The sequence below is a fragment of the Streptomyces sp. SS7 genome, assembly GCF_037993025.1.
GTDB lineage: Bacteria > Actinomycetota > Actinomycetes > Streptomycetales > Streptomycetaceae > Streptomyces.
On record NZ_CP141223.1, the window covers coordinates 8,983,974 to 9,003,621 of the forward strand.

Consider the following 19,648-nt stretch of genomic DNA (forward strand, 5'->3'; position numbering starts at 1 on the left):
AGTGACCAGGACGTGGACGGGGTGTTGACCCACCGGAACGTGCACGGATAGCTTCGCTCTACGGATTGTTGATTCCGTCATACGGAAACAGGAGGTTGCGGGATGGGCCAGGGCCAGCACGAGACGGGCCGGCGCGAGACGGTGGCGACGAGCCTCACGGGCGCCGTCAGCGACGAGATCAGCGCTTCCCTCGCCCCCGTCGACGCCGAACTCGACCGCCGCTACCCCGGCGACCCCGGCACCCGCCAGCCCGTCCACACCGTCTACGTCCCCGCGGACGCCTTCACCGCCGGCACCGTCCGCTCCTGGGGCGACCGCGCCCTCGCCGCCCTCGACGCACACGCCCCCGACGCCGCCACCTTCGCCGCCTGCCTCGGCCTGCCCGACCACCTCGCCGAACCCGTCCACACGCGCGTACGCGCCAAACTCCACCGCGAGCCGGTGGAGGACCTGCGCATCGACTTCGAGGACGGCTACGGCCTCCGCCCCGACCCCGAGGAGGACGAGACCGCCGCCCGCGCCGCCCGGCTCGTCGCCGAGGCGTACGCGAAGGGCACGGCAGCCCCCTACATGGGCATCCGCATGAAGTGCATGGAGGCCGCAGTCCGCGCCCGCGGCATCCGCACCCTCGACATCTTCCTCACCGGCCTGCTGGCGGCCGGCGGCCTGCCCGAGGGCCTGGTGCTGACCCTGCCGAAGGTCACCTACCCCGAGCAGGTCACCGCCATGGTGCGGCTCCTCGAGGCCTTCGAGAACGCCCACGGACTCCCGCCCGGCCGCCTCGGCTTCGAGATCCAGATCGAGACCAGCCAGGCCATCCTCGCCACGGACGGCACCGCCACCGTCGCCCGCATGATCCAGGCCGCCCGGGGCCGAGCCACCGGCCTGCACTACGGCACCTTCGACTACAGCGCCTGCCTCGGCGTCTCCGCGGCCCACCAGGCCAGCGACCACCCGGCCGCCGACCACGCCAAGGCGGTCATGCAGGTCGCCGCGGCCGGCACCGGCGTACGCGTCTCGGACGGCTCCACCAACGTCCTGCCCGTCGGCCCCACCGCCCAGGTCCACGACGCCTGGCGGCTGCACTACGGCCTCACCCGCCGCGCCCTGGCCCGCGCCTACTACCAGGGGTGGGACATGCACCCCGCCCATATCCCCACCCGGTACGCAGCCGTCTACGCCTTCTACCGCGAGGGCTTCGCCCAGGCCGCCGAACGCCTGGCCCGGTACGCGAACCGGGCCGGCGGCGACGTGCTCGACGAACCGGCCACCGCCAAGGCCCTCGCCGGCTACCTGCTGCGCGGCCTGGACTGCGGCGCCCTCGATCTCGCCGAGGTGATCCACGCGACCGGGCTGTCCCGGGCGGCTCTGGAGGGCTTCGCGGCCCCTCGACGGGGCGAACTGACGGCTTCGGCACCCTGACCGCGACCGGCCGGGCGTCCAGAAGCCGCCTTTCAGGCCGTGCGCAGATGTTCCAGCCCGGAGCGCGTCACCCGGCGCTCCTCGGCGAGCAGGCGCGTGCCGCGCTCGCAGAGCGCCGCGTCCGACCGGGCGCGGGCCACGAACTCCTCCGGCGTCGTCCCGAACAGCCGCCGCAACGCCGGTGACGCGTCGAGGAGTTCGGTGATGAGCGGACGCTGGCCGGGGTGACTGCGCGGAGCGCCGCGGCCGTTGTGCAGGACGCCGTGGCGATTGACGTACGAGAACACCTCGTCCAGCGTCTCGCCGCTCTCCAGCCCGACCCTGAACCGGGGCACGGGCAGGACGACCCGGTCGTAGTTCGGCTCGGTCGCGTCGACGGCGGCGAGCTGCTCGTCGTCCAGCCAGATCACGAACAACTCCCGTGCCGCACCGGGGGAGTCGACGGGAGAGGCGGACATGTACCCCAGCCGGCTGACGTGCGCCGAGACCCCCACCCCGACACCGCTCACCCGGGTCCGCACCATCGGGATCGGCGAGGTGATCCCCAACACCGCCATCTTGTGCCGCAGTTGCCCCGGGGAGGCGTTGGAGCCGACGGCCAGGACCGGGCTGCGGCCGGGATGCGTGAGGCGGTCCAGGGGCAGCAGCAGATCACCGGCGAGCAGACCCGACCCGGCCGGCCACACACCCGGATAGCCGAGCGGATGGTCGCACGGCGCACGACCCAGCCCCAGCTCCTCCAGCGAGCGGTGTTCCCGGCGTTCGTCCATCCGTGCCCAGTCTGCCTCAGTCCGCGGGCGGCAGCTCACCCGAACCGCGCGCGATCAGCCGGGTGGGCAGCTCGATGCGCTCCGGCACCACGAGCGTGCCCTCCAACTGCCGGAACAACCGCTCCGCGGCGGTCCGGCCGAGCGCCGCCGCGTCCTGCGCGACCACGGTCACCCCCGGCTCCAGCAGATCGGCCAGCTCCAGATCGTCGAAGGCCACCAACGCCACCCGGCGGGCCCGCTCCGCGAGAACCCGGATCACGGTGACCGTCACCCGGTTGTTCCCCGAGAAGACCGCCGTGACCGGCTCCGGACCCGACAGCATCTCCTCGGCAGCCCGGCGCACCCGCTCCGGGTCGGTGGTGCCCAGCGAGACCCAGGCGTCCGCGACCTCTATCCCCGCGTCCTCCATCGCCGTCCGGTAGCCGCGCAGCCGCTCCGCGGCGGTGTGGATGCGCGGCATGTCGCCGATGAAGCCGATCCGCCGGTGTCCGTGCGCGATGAGATGGGCCACGCCCTCGCGGGCCCCGCCGAAGTTGTCCGACAGCACGCAGTCGGCGTCCATGTGCCCCGCCGGCCGGTCCACGAACACCGTCGCCACGCCCGCCTTGACCTCCGGCTCCAGATACCGGTGGTCGTCGCCGGCCGGGATCACCACGAGCCCGTCCACCCGCCGCGCGCACAGCGCCAGCGCCAGCTCCTGCTCACGGTCCGGGTCCTCGGCACTGGAACCGTTGATCAGCAGCGCCCCGTGGGCCCGGGCCACCTCCTCCACCGCCCGGCTGAGCGGGCCGTAGAACGGGTCCGCCAGATCCTCCAGGACCAGACCGATGCTCGCGGTACGCCCCTTGCGCAGCACCCGCGCGCTGTCGTTGCGGCGGAACCCCAGCGCGTCGATGGCCTCCTGGACCCGGCGTTCGGTCTCGGGGGTGACCCCCGGCTCGCCGTTGACCACCCGGGAGACCGTCTTGAGGCCGACGCCGGCGCGGGCCGCGACATCCTTCATCGTGGGACGGTTGCCGTAACGGCTGTCGGGGCGGCGCGGCGTCTCGGGCACGATGCGGAGTCCTGTTCCTGTCGTCCACGGGACGGCCGGTCACGGCGGCGGCCGCGAAGACGGTGCCGACGGGATGGACGGGTCCCTGGGTGCGGATGAGGGTGTGGCGTCGAGCATAGAGCCTGGACAACGTTGTCAGATGCGGGAGAGACTGTCCAGCGACAAACTCCGGCCCACGTCCCCCACCACAGGCCGGCCGGCCCCTTTTCCAAGGTTGACGGGGAGAACCGAGACTTTGATGCAGACCGACCTCGTGGCCGCGCTCGACATGGGCGGCACCAAGATCGCCGGAGCCCTGGTGGACGGCGACGGCACGATCCTGGTCCGCGCACAGCGGCCCACACCAGCGCAGGAGGACGGCGACACCGTGATGGCGGCCGTCGAGGAGGTGCTGAAGGAGCTGACCGCCTCCCCGCTGTGGCCCCGCGTGTACGCCGTCGGCATCGGCAGCGCCGGCCCGGTGGACGCCTCCGCCGGCACGGTCAGCCCGGTGAACGTGCCCGGCTGGCGCGACTACCCGCTCGTCGACCGCGTCCGGGCCGCGACCGGCAACCTCCCCGTCGAGCTGATCGGCGACGGCGTGGCCATCACGGCGGCCGAGCACTGGCAGGGTGCCGCCCGCGGCCACGACAACGCCCTGTGCATGGTGGTCTCCACCGGCGTGGGCGGCGGCCTCGTCCTCGGCGGGCGCCTGCACCCGGGCCCCACCGGCAACGCCGGTCACATCGGCCACATCAGCGTCGACCTCGACGGCGATCCCTGCCCGTGCGGGGCGCGCGGCTGCGTGGAACGCATCGCCAGCGGGCCCAACATCGCCCGGCGCGCCCTGGCGAACGGCTGGCTTCCCGGCCCCGACGGCGACACCTCCGCGGCCGCCGTGGCCGCCGCGGCCCGCGCGGGCGACCCGGTGGCCGTCGCCTCCTTCGACCGCGCCGCCCAGGCCCTCGCCGCCGGCATCGCGGCCACCGCCACCCTCGTCGAGATCGACATCGCGGTGATCGGCGGAGGAGTGGGCAAGGCCGGCGACATCCTCTTCACCCCCCTGCGCCGGTCCCTCGCCGGCTACGCCACGCTCTCCTTCGTCCAGCGCCTGCAGGTCGTCCCGGCCCAGATGGGAACGGACGCCGGACTCGTCGGAGCGGCCGCGGCGGCACTGGCGAAGGCGGGGGCGGTACGGGTGTGAGGCACGCGCGCGGCGACGGCGAGCGGTGCCCTGCCCTGAGGGCACTGCTCGGCTCTGGGCGCACCGCCCTCCCGTGAGCACGGCGCTCCGCCCTGCGCTCGGCGCTCAGCGGGGTCCGTCGGGCGCTGGGCGCTGGGCGCTCAGCGAGTTCCGCCGGGCGCTGGGTGCTGGGCGCTGGCCTGGAAGAGCGGGGCTCCGGGCTGAGAGCGGTGCCGAGCCTCGACGCCGGGCGATGGGCGCCGGGCCCTCGGGCGCTGGGGTGCGGCTCTCCCGTGGCCTGTGACTCCAGCTCCGTGGGACGTGGAGGCGGTTCCGTGGGGCAGGTGGGTGCGGCGGGTCCGGGGGGGTCCGGCCCGCCGGGTCCGGCGGGTTGGGTGGGCCCGGGACTTCGGGCTCAGGGGCCCGGCGGGTGTGGGGACTTCGGCGTCGGGCCCAGCGGGTTGGGGCGCACCAGGGCTGGGGCCGGCGGGTCTGTGCGCATTTCGGGCTTGAGGTCCTGTGGGCCCGGGGACTCCGGGTTTGGGACCCGCCAAGTCTGTGGGGACTTCGGGCTTGGGCCCCTGCGGGTCCGTGCGGAGCAGGGTACCGAGCCGGTCGGCCATACGGGCCCCGGTTCGGGCGGTGGGCCTGGGCGGGGCGTGACCTCTGTGGCGCCCTGCCGTTGGAGTGGGCATGAAGAAGCGCAGCATGCTCGCCATCGCCTCCCTCGCCACCGGGTTCGTCGTCGCGGCCATCACCCCCTCCCACGGCCTGGGCGCCGACGACCTCGACGACCTGAACGTCCGTGACACCGTCGGCAGCCTCGACCACACCATCGCCAGCGAGAGCCTGGCGATCGACGACAACGCCCTGGGCCAGACCGACTGACGGCGGACGCGGCACGCAGGACGCATCGGCCGTGGCACCGGTGCCCCCTTCGCGGGAGCACCGGTGCCACGGCCTTCGTGCGCCCTCTTCGCGGAGGTGGTTTCCATGGCAGGGTGGAGCGGGCAAGCCACAGGGGGCCACCAGAAGAGGGGGAAATGTGACCGTCGTTTGGATCAACGGCGCGTTCGGTGCGGGCAAGACCACCACCGCACGGGAACTGATCGACCTGATCCCGAATAGCACGCTCTTCGACCCCGAGGTGATCGGCGGAGCACTCCCGCACCTGCTGCCGCCCAAACGCCTCGCGGAGGTCGGCGACCACCAGGACCTGCGGATCTGGCGCCGGCTGGTGATCGACACCGCGGCCGCCCTTCTCTCCGAGGTCGGCGGCACCCTGGTCGTCCCCATGACCTTGCTGCGCCAGGAGTACCGCGACGAGATCTTCGGCGCTCTCGCCGCCCGCCGGATACCGGTCCACCACGTGCTCCTCGCCCCGGCGGAAACGATCCTGCGCGGGCGCATAGCCGGTCGCGAGGTCCCGCCCGACCTCCCCGACGGCGAGATCCGCGTCCGCCAGTGGTCCTACGACCACATCGAGCCCTACCGCGCCGCCCTCGCCTCCTGGCTCACGGCCGATGCCCACCTCGTCGACACCAGCCACCTCACCCCGTACGAGACCGCCGTCCGCATAGCCGATGCGGTAGGCACCGGCGCTGTGCCCGCCTGCGACATCGTCCAGACCCCCGAACCCACCGGCGAGACCCTCGCCTCCGGAGTGCTGCTCTTCGACGAGCACGACCGGGTGCTGCTCGTCGACCCGACCTACAAACCGGGCTGGGAATTCCCCGGCGGGGTCGTGGAACCCGGCGAGGCACCCGCCCGCGCCGGGATGCGCGAGGTCGAGGAGGAGACCGGCGTCCACCTGGAGGACGTACCCCGGCTGCTCGTCGTCGACTGGGAACGGCCCGCACCCCCCGCCTACGGCGGACTGCGCCTCCTCTTCGACGGCGGCCGCCTCGACACGGCGGCCGCCGAGGGGCTGCTGCTGCCCGGCCCCGAACTGCGCGGCTGGCGCTTCGTCACCGAGGCGGAGGCCGCCGATCTCCTGCCGCCGGTCCGCTACGAGCGGCTGCGCTGGGCGCTGAGGGCGCGGGAGCGCGGCGCAGCCCTGTACCTGGAGGCCGGGGTTCCGGTCGGCTGAGCGCACCTCTGCCGAGCGCACGCCGCACGCCCCGCGCCGGGAACGGAGTCGCGCGGCTCTCCTCCACCAGCCGGCGCCGGAACTCCTCCATCACCACGGCGACCGGGGCGTGGCGGCGCGGCCGCGCCCCGGGATCCCCTCCGGCCCCATCCCCTGCGGACCGGCGCCTGCATCTGCTGTTCCCTCTCCCGGGCCACCAGCGGCACGCCGCGTCCGCCGCCGTGCCCGCCGCCGCGTCCGGCGTGCGCAACCGCGCGCCCGGCCAGTCGTGGAGGGTGTCCGGGACGTACTCCAGGAACAGCGTGCCGGCCGCCCCTCCAGCCGTTTCGCGCACTCCCCGGCCGCCGCCCCAGTACCACACCGTCCGCGCCACGTCGGCCAGTTCGGGCGGCAGCGGGCGCGGTTCGTCGGGCAGCACCCGCCAGTGGTGCAGCAGCGGGAAGCCGGCGAACCGCCCGGACAGCGCCCAGCGGGTCGTCATCAGCTAACGGATCGGCCGTGGACTGCCGCGCTTGGGCCGCAGCACCGTCGTCCAGGCGTTCCCCGGCCGCGGCGACGGCGTGGTGGGCGACGATCCGGCCGGTCAGCACGGCCCCATCCGCCGTCAGCCCGGCGGCACTTGTCCGCTCATCCGGCCGCGTAGTTCCGCAGGAACAGTGCTTCCGCCACGGACAGCCGCTCCAGCTCCTCCGGTGACACGCTCTCGTTGACCGCGTGGATCTGGGCCTCCGGCTCGCTCAGCCCGATCAGGAGGATCTCCGCGGCCGGGTACAGGGCCGCGAGGGTGTTGCACAGCGGGATGGAGCCGCCCTGGCCGGCGTACTGCATCTCCTGGCCCGGGTAGGCGACGGCCATCGCGTCGGCCATCGCCGCGTATGCCGGGCTGGTGGTGTCGGCGCTGAACGGCTGGCCCTGGCCGATCTGCTCGGTGCTCACCCGCGCACCCCACGGCGTGTGCGCCTCCAGGTGCGCCTGCAGCAGCTTCGTCGCCTCGGCCGCGTCGACGCCCGGCGGCACCCGCAGGCTGATCAGCGCACGGGCGCTCGCCTGCACGGACGGGGTGGCGCCGACCACCGGCGGGCAGTCGATGCCGAGGACGGTGACGGCCGGCCGGGCCCAGATGCGGTCCGCGACCGTGCCGGAGCCGATCAGCTCGACGCCTTCCAGCACCTTGGCGTCCTGGCGGAACTGCTCCTCCTCGTACTGCAGTCCCGGCCAGTGCGCGTCACCGGTCAGCCCGTCGACCGTCGTCGAGCCGTCCTCGGCCCGCAGCGAGTCCAGTACGCGGATCAGGGCGCCCAGCGCGTCGGGGGCCGCTCCGCCGAACTGGCCCGAGTGCAGGTTCCCCTCGAGTGTGTCGATCTTCACGCGCAGCATCGTCATCCCGCGCAGGGTGGAGGTGGCCGTGGGCAGGCCGACCCGGAAGTTGCCCGAGTCGCCGATCACGACGGCGTCGGCGGCCAGCAGCTCCGGGTGCTGCTCGGCGTACCGCTCCAGACCGCCGGTGCCCTGCTCCTCCGAGCCCTCCACGATCACCTTCACGTGCACCGGGACCCCGCCGTTCGCCTTCAGGGCGCGCAGCGCGAGCAGGTGCATGACGAGGCCGCCCTTGCAGTCGGCGGCACCGCGGCCGTACCAGCGGCCCTCGCGCTCGGTCAGCTCGAACGGCGGAGTGGTCCAGCCCGCCTCGTCCAGCGGCGGCTGCACGTCGTAGTGCGCGTAGAGCAGCACCGTCCTCGCGCCCTCGGGGCCCGCCAGCCGGCCGTACACCGACTGCGTGCCGTCCGGCGTGTCGAGCACGGCCACGTCCTCGAAGCCCTCGGCCTCCAGCGCGGTCGTGATCCAGCTCGCGGCGGCCTCGCTCTCGCTGCGCGGGAACTGGTCGAAGTCCGCCACCGACTTGAAGGCCACCAGTTCGGTGAGCTCCGCCTTCGCCCTGGGCATCAGCGAGGCGACGGTCTCGGCGACGGGATTCGACGACATGGGCACGCTCCTTGTGGGTGCGACGTTGTACAGGGTGGCACTGGTCCGTTCGGGGACCGTGCGAGCGTACGCGCTGCCGGGATGGGGTCGCGCACCTCGCCGATCCTTCCACAGCGGACTGTCATCGGGCCGCGACGATCTCCGCCGTAGGATGCGGGGGACAGGTGCGGCAGGCGGCTTGATCGGGAGCAGTAGACCATCGTGAGCAGCGAGAACTCTTCGGCGGACGACGTGCGGCAGGTGTGGGACGTCGTCGTGGTGGGCGCGGGACCTGCGGGGGCTTCGGCCGCGTACGCGGCGGCGGTCACGGGACGGCGTGTCCTGTTGCTGGAGAAGGCGGAGCTGCCCCGCTACAAGACGTGCGGCGGCGGCATCATCGGCCCTTCGCGGGATGCGCTGCCACCCGGATTCGACCTGCCCTTCCGGGACCGGGTGCACGCGGTGACCTTCTCCAACAACGGGCGCTTCACCCGTACGCGCCGCTCGCGGCAGATGCTGTTCGGGCTGATCAACCGGCCCGAGTTCGACCAGCAGCTGGTCGAGCACGCACAGAAGGCGGGCGCCGAACTGCGGACGGGCGTCACGGTCACCCGCGTCGAGCAGCACGGCTCGGCGGTCCCCGACCGGCGCACGGTCGCGGTCGTCCTCCAGGGCGGCGAGACCGTGCTGGCACGCGCGGTGGTGGGCGCGGACGGCAGCGCCAGCCGCATAGGGGCGCACGTCGGGGTGAAACTCGACCAGGTGGACCTCGGCCTGGAGGCGGAGATCCCGGTGCCCGACACGGTCGCCGAGGACTGGAGGGGCCGCGTCCTCATCGACTGGGGCCCGATGCCCGGCAGCTACGGCTGGGTCTTCCCCAAGGACGACACGCTGACAGTCGGTGTGATCTCCGCGCGCGGCGAGGGCGCCGCCACCAAGCGGTATCTGGAGGACTTCATCGGGCGGCTGGGCCTGGCCGGCTTCGAGCCGAGCATCTCCTCCGGCCACCTCACCCGCTGCCGCGCCGACGACTCGCCGCTCTCCCGGGGACGCGTGCTGGTCTGCGGGGACGCGGCGGGCCTGCTGGAGCCGTGGACCCGTGAGGGCATCTCCTTCGCCCTGCGCTCGGGCCGTCTCGCGGGCGAGTGGGCGGTACGCATCGCGGAGGCGCACGACGCGGTGGACACCCGCCGTCAGGCGCTGAACTACGCGTTCGCGATCAAGGCGGGCCTCGGTGTGGAGATGGCGGTCGGCAAGCGCATGCTGGCGGCCTTCGAGCGCCGCCCCGGCCTTTTCCACGCGGCCCTCACCGGCTTCCGCCCCGCCTGGCGGGCCTTCGCCGACATCACCCGGGGCCGTACGACCCTCGGTGAGCTGGTCCGTTCGCATCCGATGGCCCAGCGCGCGCTGACCCTGATGGACCGCAGGCAGGAGCCGGCCGCGACACCGGCCGAGGAGCCCGAGGAGGCCTGAGCCGGGGGCGCGCGTCGGTCAGCCCTCGACCGTGATCCGGAACACCGGGTGGTCGGGGGCCGCCGCCGCGATCTCCGCGTCGGTGGACTTCGCCGTGACCCCGTTGAAGTACTGGTTGACCTCCCAGCCCCACTTCTCCAGATAGGTCCGCAGGATCGCGGGCTTCTCCTCGTCGGGGACCTCCACCGCGGTGAACGAGCGCACCTTGCGTCCCACCCGCAGCTCCCCGCCGCCGGCCGCCCGCATGTTGCGCACCCACTGGGAGTGCCCGCGCGCCGAGACCAGGAACTGCGCACCCTCGTACGTGTGCGGGTTGACGGGGATGCGCTGCATCTGCCCGCTCTTGCGGCCCCGCACCGACATCTCCGCCGAGCCCATGAGGCTCAGCCCGTGCCGGGCCAGCCAGCCGATGACGCCGTTGAAGCGGACGTTGATCGGGCTGCCCTTGAGGTAGTACGGCTGCGACGACATCGGTGACCCCAGTCAGTTTGAGAGAGCGGTGCTCTCGCTTGCTTCGAGTGTGCCGGAGGTCGGCGATGCAATGCAAGAGCAGTGCTCTCGAATTTTTGCGCCGCTCTCGAATGTGTGCACTGATCTGATCGCGTGGGAGACTGAGGACATGAGCACCAATGCCGCCCAGGGGGCCCGCGCCCGCGCCCGGATCGAAGTCACCGCCGCCATCAAGGAGGAGGCGCGCAGACAGCTGGCCGCCGAGGGCGCCGCCAAGCTCTCGCTGCGGGCGGTGGCGCGTGAGCTGGGCATGGTGTCCTCCGCGCTGTACCGGTACTTCCCGAGCCGTGACGACCTGCTCACCGCACTCATCATCGACGCGTACGACTCCCTCGGCGAGCGTGCGGAGGTTGCGCACGCGGCTGTCGCCGGGGCGGATCCGGTACGGCGCTGGGTGGCGGTGTGCGAGGCGGTGCGCGCCTGGGCACAGTCGCATCCGCACGAGTACGCGCTGATCTACGGCACGCCCGTCCCGGGATACAGCGCGCCGCAGGCGACGGTGCCGGCCGCGTCCCGGGTCGGGCTCCTCCTCATCGGTATCGTCCGGGACGCGCACCGGTCGCAGGTCCTGGAGGTGCCGCTGCTCACCGACGAGCTTGTTCCGGAAGCTGTGCGCATGGCGGGCGACTTCGCCCCCGACCTGCCCCCGGGAGCGGTCGCGGCGCTGGTCGCGGCCTGGGCGCAGCTGTTCGGACTGGTCGGCTTCGAGCTGTTCGGCCAGTTCAACCGGATCGTGGAGGAGCGCGAGCCGTTCTTCCGGCACGCGGTGACCCGGCTGGCCCACGGCGTGGGCCTGCGCCAGGTGCACTGACCCGCCCGCGGGTCCCACCCTGGACGAGGTGCCGACGCGGCTCACTCTGCGGGACCCCGCGCCACCCTCCTCGCCGGTTGACGGGCGAGCAGTGCACCGAGACGGTCCGGGTGCTGTCCGTGACGGCAGGCAACGCGGAGGCGTTCACGGTCCACCGAGCGGGCCGTGTGCGCGGGGAGCGGCAGCGGCGTACTTCCAGGGGAGTACGGCTGATCACCTCGCCCGGCGGACGTCCGCCCCGGCTCCGGACGTCTAGCGTGGCCGACATGGACGCAGAGCAGGAGCGCGGGGGCGGCGCGCCGGGGCGGTGGCGGCGGTACGGGCGGCTCCGGCCGCGCCCATGGCCGCAGGAAGGCGCTCAAGGTGACGGCGACGGCGACGGTGACGGTGACGGTGACGGTGACGAGCGTCGGCCGTGGTGGTCCACGCTGCTGCTGACCGCCTTCGTCCTCGCCGGTTCGGCCTTCGCCGCCCATGTGCAGCAGGGCGAGCGCGCCGGACTGGACCTCTTCGCCCGTGTCCTGCTGCTCGCAGCCTGCGCACTCCTGCTGTGGCGGCGACGGCATCCGGTGGCCGTCGTGTTCGGCACGGCGGTCGTGGTCGCGCTCTATCTGGGGGCGGGCTATCCGTACGGCCCGGTGTTCTTCACGGTGGCCGTGGCCTGTTTCGCCGCCGTGGTCGCCGGGCACCGGCGCGCCGCGTGGACCGCGCTCGGCCTGCTGTGCGTCGTACATCTGCTGGTCGCGTACTGGCTGTACCGGTGGCTGCCGCCGTCCGGGGACCGGTCGGCGTCCCTCGGGCAGGAGATCGTGGTCACCGGCTGGGTGGTCGCGATCGTGGCGGTCGCGGAACTGGCGCGGGCCCGGCGCGAGCAGTGGTCACGGGATCGGGCCGAGCGTGCGCAGGCCGCACGGCGCCGCGCCGACGAGGAGCGGCTGCGGATCGCCCGCGAACTGCATGACGTCCTCGCGCACAGCCTGTCCGTCATCAACGTCCAGGCGGGGGTCGGTCTGGCACTCCTCGACGCCGATCCCGATCAGGCGCGTACGGCGCTCACCACCATCAAGTCCGCCAGCAAGGAGGCGCTCGGCGAGGTGCGCCAGGTGCTCGACACCCTCCGCGCACCGGGAGACGCGCCGCGCGCCCCGGCGCCCGGCCTGGACCGGCTCCCCGAGCTGGTCGAGCAGGCGGCACACGCCGGGCTCACCGTCGAGGTGACGGGCAAGCCGCCCAGGCTGCCACCCGGCACGGACCTCGCCGCGTTCCGCATCCTCCAGGAGGCCCTCACCAACGTCGTGCGCCACTCGGGTTCACGGCACGCGCGCGTACGGCTCGACGAGGACGGTACGACGCTACGGCTGCGTATCGACGACGACGGGCCGTCGGCCGGCGCGGACGCGGGCGGCAGCGGCAAGGGTCTCGCCGGGATGCGGGAGCGTGCCGCGGCGCTGGGTGGCACGATCGAGGCGGGGTCGCGCGCCGACGGCGGCTTCCGTGTGCTCGCCGTCCTGCCGGTGCGGGCGACGGCGCGGCCGACCGCGGCGGAGGGTGGGGAGAGCCGGTGATCCGCGTACTGCTCGCCGACGACCAGTCCCTGGTCCGGGCGGGGTTCCGGGCGCTGCTCGACGCGCAGCCGGACATCGAGGTGTGCGCCGAGGCGGCGGACGGCGAGGAGGCCGTGCGCGCGGTCGGTGAACTCCACCCGGACGTGGTCCTGATGGACATCCGCATGCCCCGGCTGGACGGCCTCGTGGCCACCCGCCGCATCACCGGGGACGAGACGCTCGCCGGGGTGAGGGTGGTCATGCTGACCACGTTCGAACTCGACGAGTACGTCTTCGAGGCGATCCGCTCGGGGGCCTCCGGCTTTCTGGTCAAGGACACCGAACCCGAGGAACTCCTGCGGGCTGTCAGGGCGGTGGTGGCCGGTGACGCGCTGCTCTCGCCCGGTGTGACGCGCCGGCTCATCGCCGAGTTCGCCGCCCGCTCCAAGGAGCCCGCCGCGGCGGAGGAGCTGGGCCGGCTCACGGAACGCGAGCGGGAGGTGATGACGCTGGTCGGCATCGGCCTGTCCAACGAGGAGATCGCCCGCCGCCTGGTCGTCAGCCCCCTCACCGCCAAGACCCACGTCAGCCGTACCATGGTGAAACTGGGTGTCCGGGACCGTGCCCAACTGGTCGTGCTGGCCTACGAGTCGGGCCTGGTACGACCGGGCTGGCTGGGCTGAGCCGCCCGGGGGAAGCGCCACAGCACGCTCACCACACGGACCACGAACACCGCGGCGGCGGGAGCCAGCGCCGCGCGCGGCAGCAACCGGGCGACGACGTCCGGCAGTTCGAACACCAGCACCGGACCGGCGACCGCGCCGAAGACGACCGCGGCCGCGAACGCCGCGCTGAACAAGGCGTATCCGATCTCCACGGTGATCGCGTCGCGCTCGACCCGGCTCCGCCGTCCCCCGTGACCGCTCATCCCGCGATTCTCACCGCTCGGCGCCCGGCCGGGCAACACCCCCGCCGGGCGCACCGTTGAAAGGGAATCCCTCAGTCGCCGACCGGTACGCGGTCCGGCCGCGACGTCTCCGGCGTGGAGCCCGCGACGACGACCGAGCCGCGGGCGTGGCGGGTGCGCAGCCCGGGAAGGGTGATGAGCAGACCCGCGGCGGCGATCGCCGTCACCACCGCGAGGCCGGGGCGGTAGCTGTCCAGGACGGCCTGCGGGGTCGGCTCGGCCGGGGCCCCCGCGGTCACCACCGCCGTCACCACGGCGAGGAAGATCGCACCGCCGACCTGCACGGACGTGTTGAGCAGACCGGACACCATGCCCTGCTCACGGTCCGCCACGCCGTTGGTCGCCTGGATGTTGAGCGAGGGGAAGACCAGCGCGCAGGCCGCGCCGATCAGCAGCATGGTGGGCAGGATCACGGTCGCGTACACCGGGTCGAGGTCGACACGCAGGAACAGCGCGTACCCGGCGACCATCAGGGCGAAGCCGGCCGCGATCAGCCGCGGGGTGCCGAACCGGTCCACGATCGCGCCGACCCTGGTCGAGGACACCGCCACCAGCGCACCCGCCGGCAGGAACGCGAGTGCCGTGTGCAGGGCCGACCAGCCGAGCAGCGACTGCAGGTAGAGCGTGGCCAGGAACTGGAAGCCCACGTACGAACCGAAGAAGGCCATCGCGCCGAGCTGGGCGCGGATCTGGTTGCCCGAGCGCAGGACACCGAGCCGGATGAGCGGCCCGGCGGAGCGCTGCTCGACCCGCACGAACACCGTCAGCAGCACCGCGACCGCGAGGAACGAGAGCAGTGTTCGCGCGGATGTCCAGCCCGCCTCCGGTGCCTGGACGACCGTGAACACCAGCAGCAGCATCGACAGGGTGCCGAGGACGGCGCCGGGGACGTCGTAGCCGTTGTGCTCCCGTTCGCGCTCGCTGCGCGGCAGCAGCCGCATCCCCGCGAACAGCGCGATCAGGGCGATCGGCGCGGGCAGCAGCATGGTCAGACGCCAACTGGCCTCCGTGAGCAGGCCGGAGAGGACCAGCCCCATGGAGAAGCCGGTGGCGGCGCAGGTGGTGTAGATGGACAGGGCCCGGTTGCGCAGCGGCCCCTCCGGGAACGTGGTCGTGATGATCGACAGGCCGGCCGGCGCGGTGAACGCCGCGCTCAGGCCCTTGATGAAACGGCTGGCGATCAGCAGCGGCCCCGAGTCGACGAGCCCGCCCAGCAGCGAGGCGAGCGCGAAGACACCGAGGGCGACCAGGAAGACCTGACGCCGGCCCAGCAGGTCGGCGGTCCGGCCGCCCAGGAGCAGCAGTCCGCCGTAGCCGAGGATGTAGCCGCTGACGACCCATTGCAGCGTCGAGGTGGAGAGGCCCAGGTCGGAGCCTATGGACGGCAGGGCGACGCCGACCATCGACACATCGAGCGCGTCCAGGAACATCGCGGCGCAGAGCACCAGCAGGGTGCCCCACAGCCGGGAGGTCCAGCGTCCCTCGGGCACGCCGGGGACGGGTGAGGTGAGCGGAGAGGTCATGGGACGACAGTACATGCGCACGCATTGAATGCAAGCGCATTTAATTCTGGTGCAACAAAATCGTTTCTCTGCTACGGTGCGGGCCATGGCGGCGAAGAGCGGCGAGGCGGACAGAGCCGAGCGGGCGCTGGTCGAGCAGTGGCGGGACATGCTCGCCCTGCATGCCCGCACCCAGTGCGAACTCGACCGGGTGCTGCACCGGCACGGCCTGTGCGCCAGTGACTTCGAAGTCCTGGACGTCCTCGCCGAGTCGGTCGGGGACGCCGCGTGCAGCTACCGCGTCCAGGAGATCGCCGAGCGGGTCCACCTCACCCAGAGCGCGCTGTCCCGGCTGATCGCGCGGCTGGAGAGGGACGGCCTGGTCGAACGCCGCCTGTGCGCCGAGGACCGCAGAGGCGTCCGGGTCGCGCTCACGGGGAAGGGGCGGACGCTGCACGGCGACCTCCTGCCCGCTCAGCGAGCAGTGCTCACCCGCATGCTGACGCAGTCGGACACGCCCTGGAGAACCAGCTTCAGGTGACGTCAGGTCGCCCGGCGGGTGGCGAAGCCGATCAGGGCGGCCAGCGCGGCGAGGGCGGCCACGCTGGTCAGTGCGACGGACAGGGAGAGCCACTCGGCCAGGAAGCCGATGGCGGGCGGCCCGAGGAGCATGCCGCCGTAGCCGAGCGTGGAGGCGGTGGCCACCCCGCTCGGTCCGGCCAGGGCGCCCGCGCGTTCGACGGCCACGGGAAAGAGGTTGGCCAGACCGAGTCCCGCGATCAGATAGCCCAGCAGGGCCGCCCAGAGCGCGGGGGCGAGCGCGCCCAGCAGCATCCCGGCCGCCGCGACGGAACCGCCGGCCACCACGGTGAGGGTGCGGCCGAGCCGTTCGAGGAGCGTGGTGCCGGTCAGCCGGCCGACGGTCATGGCCAGTGCGAAACACGAGTACCCGATCGCGGCGGCTCCGGCGGAGCTGCCCAGGTCCTGCCGCAGATGCAGCGCGCCCCAGTCGGCCAGGGCACCCTCGCCGTACGCCGTGCACAGGGCGATCAGACCGAAGACGAGGACCAGTCGGCGGGTGCGGGGGGCTGTCGCCGACTCGCGGGAAGGCCGGGGCGGCCCCGGCGCCAGGGGTGCGGTCGCCGCTGTCCGGGCGGCGGGCGGTGACAGCGTTGTCGGGGCGGTCGGCTCCACGGCTGCCGCGCGCCCCGCCGCGGCGGACGGACCCGCCGGTGCGCGCGGACCGCCAGGGGGGTCCGCTGAGCCCGCCTGCGGGGGAAGCCCCGGCGAGGCGGGCTCGGTGATGATCGTGGGCGACGGCCCCGAGGCCGCGGCCGGTGCCTGGCGCAGCAGTGCCGGACCGGCGACGGCTGTCACGGCGAGGCCGAGGAGCCCCAGGCCGACCAGGTGGACGGTGGGCGACAGCGTCCCGGCGACGAGCGCGCCGAGCCCCGCGCCCAGCATGCCGCCCAGGCTGAACGCGGCGTGGAAGGTGGGCATGATCGGCCTGCGCAGGGCCGTCACCAGGTCGACGGCGGCGCTGTTGAAGGCGACGTTGATGCCCCCGTACGCACTGCCGAACACGAGGAGGACGAGGCCGAGGGTGAGGGCGGAGTGGGCGAGCGGGGGCAGCATCACGCCGAGGCAGAGCAGGACGGCGCACACGACCGTGACGGGATGGCTGCCGTGGCGGCGGCACAGGCGCCCGGTCAGGGTCATGGTGACCACCGCCCCGGCGGAGACGCCGAGCAGGGCCAGGCCGAGGGTGCCGGCGGTGGCGTCGGTCTGTTCCTTGATGGCGGGGATGCGGACGACCCAGCCGGCGAAGACGAAGCCGTCGAGGGCGAAGAAGACGGTGAGGACGATCCGGAGGCGAGTGAGGGTGAGACCCGGCACGACGCTGTGCGTTCGGGTTTTGTTTATTTGCGGCACAAACTCAGGCTAGGTGTGCGCCAGGCTTCGGACAAGGTGGCGATGTTCACGGCGGCGGGGCCGGAACGGCGAGGACGCGCAGCTGGAGGGCGGGCGCGCCGTAGTGGCCGGCGCCTGCCGACCGTTCGAAGAGGGTGCGTTCGCCGGGGCGGACGGATCCGGGTCCGTGCCCTCCCGCAGTGCCGGCAGCGCGGTGTCCGTCGCCCCCCGCGGCGCCGACGCGTTCGTGTGCCGTGCCCGCGGGCGCCGGTCGCGGCCCTCGGCCGACTCGGGACGCCGCGTGATCCATTCTTTGTAAAGTGGCCCTCGCCCGTCCTTTACAGGAGCCCCTGCGACCCGTGAGGTACACCCGAACCATGACGACCGAAACGTTTGAGTTCCAGGTAGAGGCCCGTCAGCTCCTCCAGTTGATGATCCACTCGGTCTACTCGAACAAGGACGTCTTCCTGCGCGAGCTCGTCTCCAACGCCTCCGACGCGCTGGACAAGCTGCGCCTCGCCAAGCTGCGGGACGACGCGCTCGACGCCGACGTCTCCGACCTGCACATCGAGATCGACACCGACGCCGAGGCCCGTACGCTCACCGTGCGGGACAACGGGATCGGCATGTCGTACGACGAGGTCGGCCAACTCATCGGCACCATCGCCCACTCCGGCACCGCGCAGTTCGCCAAGGAACTGCGCGAGGCGCAGGACGCGGACAGCGCGGAGGGGCTCATCGGTCAGTTCGGCGTCGGCTTCTACTCAGGGTTCATGGTGGCCGACGAGATGACCCTCGTGACCCGGCACGCCGGGGAGAGTCACGGCACCCGCTGGTCCTCGCGCGGCGAGGGGACGTACACCCTCGAGACCGTCGAGGACGCGCCGCAGGGCACCTCGGTCACCCTGCACCTCAAGCCGGCCGACGACGAGGACAAGCTGCACGATTACACCTCCGCCTGGACGATCAAGGACATCGTCAAGCGCTACTCGGACTTCATCACCTGGCCGATCCGCACCGTCCCGCGCCCGGACGAGGACGGCACCACGCCCGAGCCTGAGACACTCAACTCGATGAAGGCGCTGTGGGCGCGCTCGCGCGAGGAGGTGTCCGACGACGAGTACCACGAGCTGTACAAGCACATCAGCCACGACTGGCGCGAGCCGCTGGAGACCATCAGGCTCCAGGCGGAGGGCACCTTCGAGTACCAGGCCCTGCTGTTCGTGCCCTCGCACGCACCGCACGACCTCTACACCCAGGGCTACAAGCGCGGCGTGCAGCTGTACGTCAAGCGCGTCTTCATCATGGACGACTGCGAGGCGCTGCTGCCGCCCTACCTGCGTTTCGTCAAGGGCGTGGTCGACGCGGCGGACCTCTCGCTGAACGTCTCCCGCGAGATCCTCCAGCAGGACCGGCACATCCGGATGATGCAGCGCCGGCTGACCAAGAAGCTCCTGTCCACCGTCAAGGAGATGCGGGAGAACGCCCCGGAGCGGTACGCCACGTTCTGGCGGGAGTTCGGCTCCGTCCTCAAGGAGGGCCTGCTCAGTGACGCCGACAACCGTGACACCCTGCTCGCCGCCGCGTCGTTCGCCAGCACGCACGCCGAGGACGGGCTCACCACGCTCGCGGCGTACGTGGAGCGGATGAAGGACGGCCAGGAGGACATCTACTACCTGACCGGCGAGTCCCGCGAGAGCGTCGAGAACTCCCCGCACATGGAGGCGTTCCGCGCCAAGGGCATCGAGGTCCTGCTGCTCACCGACGCCGTCGACGAGGTCTGGGTCGACGTGGTGGGCGAGTTCGAGGGCAAGCGGCTCAAGTCCGTCGCCAAGGGCGAGGTCGACCTCGACGGCGACAGCGACGAACAGGCCGACGAGGAGCGGGAGAAGCAGGGCGAGGAGTACGCCGCCCTCCTCGGCTGGATGAAGGAACAACTGGGCGACGACATCAAGGAGGTGCGCCTGTCCGCACGCCTCACCGTCTCCCCGTCCTGTCTCGTCTCCGACACCGGCGACCTCACCCCCGCGCTGGAGAACATGTACCGCGCGATGGGCCAGGAGGTGCCGAAGGCCCAGCGGATCCTCGAACTCAACCCGGGACACCAGCTGGTGCAGGGCCTGAACAAGGCCTACCAGGAGCGCGAGGACCGCTCCGAACTCGCCGGTACCGCCGAACTGCTGCACGGCCTCGCGGTGCTCGCCGAGGGCGGCCGCCCGACGGATCCCGGCCGGTTCGTGAAGCTCGTGGCGGAACGGCTGGAGCGCGCGCTCTAGCACCGTGCCGGGCGTCGCGAGCCGGTGAACCTTTCCGGTCACGGCACTATGGGGTGTTGCCGAAGTCCCGCACAGCACCCGCGGCGCCCGGCACGCTCCCCCGGAGGGGGCACCCCCACTCGCCGCACCGGCCGAAACCCCAAGTACGTCCAGTACGAGGGCTTTCGTCCGGCACTCCCCCAGCCTTCGGCCGGG

At 72.7% G+C, this 19,648-nt stretch carries 17 protein-coding genes; 10 read left to right on the forward strand and 7 right to left on the reverse strand.

What is annotated here, in order from left to right; all coding sequences use genetic code 11:
- Positions 1 to 102 precede the first annotated feature (102 nt).
- A complete protein-coding gene (locus U5640_RS40495; protein ID WP_340384214.1) occupies positions 103 to 1,422 on the forward strand; it encodes an aldolase in 1,320 nt (439 codons plus the stop codon).
- 32 nt (positions 1,423 to 1,454) lie between these two features.
- Here U5640_RS40495 and U5640_RS40500 read toward each other — a convergent pair whose 3' ends face one another.
- Together U5640_RS40500 and U5640_RS40505 are read right to left on the reverse strand one after the other, a co-directional pair.
- A complete protein-coding gene (locus U5640_RS40500) occupies positions 1,455 to 2,192 on the reverse strand; it encodes a hypothetical protein (protein ID WP_340384215.1) in 738 nt (245 codons plus the stop codon).
- A gap of 16 nt (positions 2,193 to 2,208) precedes the next feature.
- A complete protein-coding gene (locus tag U5640_RS40505; RefSeq protein ID WP_340384216.1) occupies positions 2,209 to 3,246 on the reverse strand; it encodes a LacI family DNA-binding transcriptional regulator in 1,038 nt (345 codons plus the stop codon).
- A gap of 238 nt (positions 3,247 to 3,484) precedes the next feature.
- On the opposite strand from U5640_RS40505, the gene U5640_RS40510 reads away from it, so the two are divergent.
- The 3 genes from U5640_RS40510 (at position 3,485) to U5640_RS40520 (ending at position 6,497) form a co-directional block, all read left to right on the forward strand.
- On the forward strand, positions 3,485 to 4,429 hold the full coding sequence (locus U5640_RS40510) for an ROK family protein (RefSeq protein ID WP_340384217.1): 945 nt from the start codon (positions 3,485 to 3,487) through the stop codon (positions 4,427 to 4,429).
- A gap of 672 nt (positions 4,430 to 5,101) precedes the next feature.
- Positions 5,102 to 5,296 (forward strand): hypothetical protein, encoded by a 195-nt coding sequence (locus U5640_RS40515; RefSeq protein ID WP_067256906.1) that lies wholly within the window; start codon positions 5,102 to 5,104, stop codon positions 5,294 to 5,296.
- A gap of 157 nt (positions 5,297 to 5,453) precedes the next feature.
- Positions 5,454 to 6,497: an NUDIX domain-containing protein gene (locus U5640_RS40520; protein WP_340384218.1), complete on the forward strand. Its 1,044-nt coding sequence runs from the start codon at positions 5,454 to 5,456 to the stop codon at positions 6,495 to 6,497.
- Between the two features lie 627 nt (positions 6,498 to 7,124).
- Here U5640_RS40520 and U5640_RS40525 read toward each other — a convergent pair.
- A complete protein-coding gene (locus tag U5640_RS40525) occupies positions 7,125 to 8,480 on the reverse strand; it encodes a dipeptidase (protein ID WP_340384219.1) in 1,356 nt (451 codons plus the stop codon).
- A 201-nt stretch (positions 8,481 to 8,681) separates the two neighbouring features.
- On the opposite strand from U5640_RS40525, the gene U5640_RS40530 reads away from it, so the two are divergent.
- Positions 8,682 to 9,932, forward strand: a complete 1,251-nt coding sequence (locus U5640_RS40530; protein ID WP_340384220.1) for a geranylgeranyl reductase family protein — start codon at positions 8,682 to 8,684, stop codon at positions 9,930 to 9,932.
- 18 nt (positions 9,933 to 9,950) lie between these two features.
- Here the strand turns inward: U5640_RS40530 and U5640_RS40535 are convergent, their stop codons facing one another.
- Positions 9,951 to 10,403, reverse strand: a complete 453-nt coding sequence (locus tag U5640_RS40535) for a nitroreductase family deazaflavin-dependent oxidoreductase (protein ID WP_340384221.1) — start codon at positions 10,401 to 10,403, stop codon at positions 9,951 to 9,953.
- A 148-nt stretch (positions 10,404 to 10,551) separates the two neighbouring features.
- Between U5640_RS40535 and U5640_RS40540 the strand changes: the two genes are divergently transcribed.
- The 3 genes from U5640_RS40540 (at position 10,552) to U5640_RS40550 (ending at position 13,480) form a co-directional block, all read left to right on the forward strand.
- Positions 10,552 to 11,253, forward strand: a complete 702-nt coding sequence (locus tag U5640_RS40540; protein ID WP_340384222.1) for a TetR/AcrR family transcriptional regulator — start codon at positions 10,552 to 10,554, stop codon at positions 11,251 to 11,253.
- Positions 11,254 to 11,519: 266 nt separating this feature from the next.
- The gene (locus U5640_RS40545) at positions 11,520 to 12,818 is read left to right on the forward strand and encodes a sensor histidine kinase (RefSeq protein ID WP_340384223.1); all 1,299 of its coding nucleotides are present in this window, start codon (positions 11,520 to 11,522) and stop codon (positions 12,816 to 12,818) included.
- On the forward strand, positions 12,815 to 13,480 hold the full coding sequence (locus U5640_RS40550; RefSeq protein ID WP_340384224.1) for a response regulator transcription factor: 666 nt from the start codon (positions 12,815 to 12,817) through the stop codon (positions 13,478 to 13,480). The genes U5640_RS40545 and U5640_RS40550 overlap by 4 nt, the downstream gene beginning before the upstream one ends.
- Here the strand turns inward: U5640_RS40550 and U5640_RS40555 are convergent.
- Both U5640_RS40555 and U5640_RS40560 read right to left on the reverse strand, forming a co-directional pair.
- Positions 13,441 to 13,725 (reverse strand): DUF6332 family protein, encoded by a 285-nt coding sequence (locus tag U5640_RS40555; protein WP_340384225.1) that lies wholly within the window; start codon positions 13,723 to 13,725, stop codon positions 13,441 to 13,443. The genes U5640_RS40550 and U5640_RS40555 overlap by 40 nt on opposite strands.
- A 71-nt stretch (positions 13,726 to 13,796) precedes the next feature.
- Positions 13,797 to 15,287 (reverse strand): MFS transporter, encoded by a 1,491-nt coding sequence (locus U5640_RS40560; RefSeq protein ID WP_340384226.1) that lies wholly within the window; start codon positions 15,285 to 15,287, stop codon positions 13,797 to 13,799.
- 85 nt (positions 15,288 to 15,372) lie between these two features.
- On the opposite strand from U5640_RS40560, the gene U5640_RS40565 reads away from it, so the two are divergent.
- Positions 15,373 to 15,807, forward strand: a complete 435-nt coding sequence (locus U5640_RS40565) for a MarR family transcriptional regulator (protein WP_340384227.1) — start codon at positions 15,373 to 15,375, stop codon at positions 15,805 to 15,807.
- 2 nt (positions 15,808 to 15,809) lie between these two features.
- Here the strand turns inward: U5640_RS40565 and U5640_RS40570 are convergent, their stop codons facing one another.
- Positions 15,810 to 17,162: an MFS transporter gene (locus U5640_RS40570; protein ID WP_340384228.1), complete on the reverse strand. Its 1,353-nt coding sequence runs from the start codon at positions 17,160 to 17,162 to the stop codon at positions 15,810 to 15,812.
- Between the two features lie 392 nt (positions 17,163 to 17,554).
- On the opposite strand from U5640_RS40570, the gene htpG reads away from it, so the two are divergent.
- A complete protein-coding gene (gene htpG / locus U5640_RS40575; RefSeq protein WP_340384229.1) occupies positions 17,555 to 19,453 on the forward strand; it encodes a molecular chaperone HtpG in 1,899 nt (632 codons plus the stop codon).
- Positions 19,454 to 19,648 lie beyond the last annotated feature (195 nt).